At 64.1% G+C, this 3,480-nt stretch carries 5 protein-coding genes; 1 reads left to right on the top strand and 4 read right to left on the bottom strand.

What is annotated here, in order from left to right; all coding sequences use genetic code 11:
• Nucleotides 1-48: 48 nt before the first annotated feature.
• From ccoP to ccoN, 4 genes are read right to left on the bottom strand one after another with little or no spacing between them, the layout of a single operon-like run.
• Nucleotides 49-990 carry a cytochrome-c oxidase, cbb3-type subunit III gene (gene ccoP / locus CC207_RS17725; RefSeq protein WP_088852495.1) on the bottom strand — a complete coding sequence of 314 codons (942 nt, stop codon included), beginning with the start codon at nucleotides 988-990 and terminating at the stop codon, nucleotides 49-51.
• A complete protein-coding gene (locus CC207_RS17720; protein WP_028692879.1) occupies nucleotides 987-1,181 on the bottom strand; it encodes a cbb3-type cytochrome c oxidase subunit 3 in 195 nt (64 codons plus the stop codon). The genes ccoP and CC207_RS17720 overlap by 4 nt, the downstream gene beginning before the upstream one ends.
• Nucleotides 1,182-1,186: 5 nt before the next feature.
• Nucleotides 1,187-1,795: a cytochrome-c oxidase, cbb3-type subunit II gene (ccoO, locus tag CC207_RS17715; RefSeq protein WP_028692880.1), complete on the bottom strand. Its 609-nt coding sequence runs from the start codon at nucleotides 1,793-1,795 to the stop codon at nucleotides 1,187-1,189.
• A gap of 13 nt (nucleotides 1,796-1,808) precedes the next feature.
• A complete protein-coding gene (gene ccoN / locus CC207_RS17710) occupies nucleotides 1,809-3,233 on the bottom strand; it encodes a cytochrome-c oxidase, cbb3-type subunit I (protein ID WP_028692881.1) in 1,425 nt (474 codons plus the stop codon).
• A 49-nt stretch (nucleotides 3,234-3,282) separates the two neighbouring features.
• Here ccoN and CC207_RS27255 point away from each other — a divergent pair.
• A partial coding sequence (locus CC207_RS27255; RefSeq protein WP_371916477.1) for an alpha/beta family hydrolase occupies nucleotides 3,283-3,480 on the top strand: 198 nt, incomplete at its 3' end.

The raw sequence follows: 3,480 nt of genomic DNA, 5'->3' as shown, positions 1-3,480 counted from the left end.
GCGAGGGAGGGAGTCGTGGGAGCGGCGCACTACCGCTCCCACGGGGTTTTACTTGGCGGTTACCGTTTCTGATGCTTGCTCTTGCGACAGGCTATACACATAGGCCGCCAGCAGGTGGACCTTGTCGTTGCCCTGGATGTCGTGCTGCGCCGGCATCTGGCCCTGACGGCCGTAACGGATGGTCTGCTGCAGCTGGGCGAAGCTCGAGCCGTAGATGAACGCCTGCGGATGGGTCAGGTTCGGCGCGCCCATGGCCGGGGTGCCCTTGCCTTCAGGCCCGTGGCAGGCCACGCAGTTAGTGGCGAAGATTTCCTGGCCCTTGGCCGGGTCGGCCTTGACGCCTTCCGGCAGGCTGCGGCCATCGAGGTTGGTCAGCACGAAGGCTGCCACATCGGCCACGCCCTGCTCGCCGATCACCGTGGACCAGCCCGGCATGACGCCGTGGCGGCCGTTCATGATCGAGGCCTTGATGGTCTCCGGCTCGCCACCCCAGCGCCAGTCGTTGTCGGTCAGGTTGGGGAAGCCGTAGGAGCCCTTGGCGTCGGAGCCGTGGCACACCGAGCAGTTGGAGGCGAACAGCCGGCTGCCCATCTTCAACGCCTGTGGATCCTTGGCCACTTCCTCAACCGGCATGGCGGCATACTTGGCGAAGATCGGGCCGAACTTGGCGTCGGCCTTGTCCATCTCTTTCTGCCACTCGTCCACCTGGGTCCAGCCATTCTCGTAGCCAGGCAGGATGCCTTTCCAATTGCCCAGGCCCGGGTAGAGGATCAGGTAGCCGACCGAGAACACCAGGGTGCCGACGAACAGCCAGAACCACCACTTGGGCAGCGGGTTGTCGTACTCCTCGATGCCGTCGAAGCTGTGGCCCATGGTCTGGTCGGTGGTGTCGCTGCTCTGGCCTTTTCGGGTGGCGAGCAGCAGCCAGGTCAGGCCGATCAGGCTGCCGATGGTCAGTACGCTGATGTACGTACTCCAGAAGGTGGTCATTGCTGGGTACTCCTCAATACGGCAGGTTCCTGCCCGGCGGGGGGCAGGCGGTCGTCGACGAAGGGCAGCAGGCGCGCTTCGGCGAAATCACGGTCGCGGCGACGGTTGAACACCCAGAGCGACAGGCCGATGAAGGCGATCATCACCACCAGGGTGCCCAGGCCGCGGATCATGCCGATGTCCATTTCCATCGCACTCACCTCTTGTTCTTGATCGCGGTGCCGAGCACCTGCAGGTAGGCGACCAGTGCGTCCATCTCGGTCTTGCCCTTGACCGCGTCCTTCGCGCCGGCGATGTCGTCGTCGCTGTAGGGCACGCCGAGGCCGCGCAGGACGCGCATCTTGACGTCGGTGTGGCTGTTGTCGACCTGCGCGGCCACCAGCCATGGGTATGACGGCATCTTCGATTCCGGTACCACGTTGCGCGGGTTGTACAGGTGCGCGCGGTGCCAGTCGTCCGAGTAGCGGCCGCCGACGCGGGCCAGGTCCGGACCGGTACGCTTGGAGCCCCACAGGAACGGATGGTCCCATACGCTCTCGCCGGCCACCGAGTAGTGGCCGTAGCGCTCGGTCTCGGCGCGGAATGGCCGGACCATCTGCGAGTGGCAGCCCACGCAGCCTTCGCGGATGTAGATGTCGCGGCCTTCGAGTTGCAGGGCGGTGTAGGGCTTCATGCCCTCGACCGGCTTGTTGGTGACGTCCTGGAAGAACAGCGGGACGATCTGGGTCAGGCCGCCGATGCTGACGGCGAATACCATCAGCAGGGCCATCAGGCCTATGTTTTTCTCAACGACTTCATGGTTCATCAGGCTCTACTCCTCAAGCCAGCTGGGCGTTGGCGGGGGCTTGCTCGGCGGCCGGGGCACGCACGGTGCGCCAGGTGTTCCAGGCCATCAGGAACATGCCGCTGAGGAAGATCGCGCCGCCGACGAAGCGCACGACGAAGCCTGGGTGGCTGGCCACCAGGGTTTCGACGAACGAGTAGGTCAGCGTGCCGTCGCTGTTGACCGCGCGCCACATCAGGCCCTGGGCGATGCCGTTGACCCACATCGAGGCGATGTAGAGCACGGTGCCGATGGTGGCCAGCCAGAAGTGCGCGTTGATCAGCCCAAGGCTGTACATGCGCTCTTTGCCGAACACTTTCGGGATGGTGTGGTACAGCGCGCCGATGGAGATCATCGCCACCCAGCCGAGGGCGCCGGCGTGGACGTGGCCGATGGTCCAGTCGGTGTAGTGGGAGAGGGCGTTGACCGTCTTGATGGCCATCATCGGGCCTTCGAAGGTGGACATGCCGTAGAACGCCAGCGAGACGACCAGGAAGCGCAGGATCGGGTCGCTGCGCAGCTTATGCCAGGCGCCCGAGAGGGTCATCATGCCGTTGATCATGCCGCCCCAGCTTGGCGCCAGCAGGATCAGCGACATGATCATGCCCAGCGACTGCGCCCAGTCCGGCAGCGCGGTGTAGTGCAGGTGGTGCGGGCCTGCCCAGATGTACAGGGTGATCAGGGCCCAGAAGTGGACGATCGACAGGCGATACGAATACACCGGGCGCTCGGCCTGCTTGGGCACGTAGTAGTACATCATCCCCAGGAAGCCGGCGGTCAGGAAGAAGCCCACGGCGTTGTGGCCGTACCACCACTGCACCATGGCATCGGTGGCGCCGGCGTACAGCGAGTAGGACTTGGTCAGGCTGACCGGTACTTCCAGGTTGTTGACGATGTGCAGGATCGCCACGGTGAGGATGAAGGCGCCGAAGAACCAGTTGCCCACGTAGATGTGCTTGGTGTTGCGCTTCATCAGCGTGCCGAAGAACACCACGGCATAGGCCACCCAGACGATGGTGATCAGGATGTCGATCGGCCATTCCAGTTCGGCGTATTCCTTGGTGCTGGTGTAGCCCAGCGGCAGGCTGATCGCCGCCAGCAGGATCACCAGTTGCCAGCCCCAGAAGGTGAACGCGGCCAGGCGTGGCGCGAACAGGGTGGTCTGGCAGGTGCGTTGCACCGAATAATAGGAGGTGGCGAACAGGGCACAGCCGCCGAAGGCGAAGATCACCGCGTTGGTGTGCAAGGGTCGCAGGCGGCCGAAGCTGGTCCACGGCAGGTCGAGGTTGAAGGCGGGCCAGGCGAGCTGGGCGGCGATGAAGACGCCGAGCCCCATCCCGACGATGCCCCACACCACCGTCATGATGGCGAATTGGCGGACCACCTGATAGTTGTAGGCGGTACTGCTGGTTGTGTTCATGTATGGGTTCCCATCCACGGTTATAGGCAGGCTAGACAGCGAGGCAAGCATGATTAATGGGCAAAGTGCCGGTATTGACGGGGATCAATGGGCGAAGATCGGAAATGTCCCAGGCTTGCGCTGCGATCCTCCGAAAATTCCGCAGGATCGTGGCATTTCCAGCTGCCTGATCCTGGCCCACGGCGCCGGTGCGCCAATGGACAGCGGGTTCATGGAGGACATGGCGCAAAGGCTGGCGGGGCAAGGG

The sequence above is a fragment of the Pseudomonas sp. DrBHI1 genome (genome assembly GCF_002205115.1).
GTDB classification, from domain to species: Bacteria; Pseudomonadota; Gammaproteobacteria; order Pseudomonadales; family Pseudomonadaceae; genus Aquipseudomonas; species Aquipseudomonas mosselii.
The sequence above is the reverse complement of the archived record's forward strand: the minus strand, read 5'-3'. Positions and strand labels throughout refer to the sequence as shown.

Excerpts from the sequence above, each read along its gene's own strand:
- ccoP (WP_088852495.1), bottom strand. The coding sequence starts at position 990 with ATGACCACCTTCTGGAGTACGTACATCAGCGTACTGACCATCGGCAGC.
- CC207_RS17720 (WP_028692879.1), bottom strand. The coding sequence starts at position 1,181 with ATGGAAATGGACATCGGCATGATCCGCGGCCTGGGCACCCTGGTGGTG.
- ccoO (WP_028692880.1), bottom strand. The coding sequence starts at position 1,795 with ATGAACCATGAAGTCGTTGAGAAAAACATAGGCCTGATGGCCCTGCTG.
- ccoN (WP_028692881.1), bottom strand. The coding sequence starts at position 3,233 with ATGAACACAACCAGCAGTACCGCCTACAACTATCAGGTGGTCCGCCAA.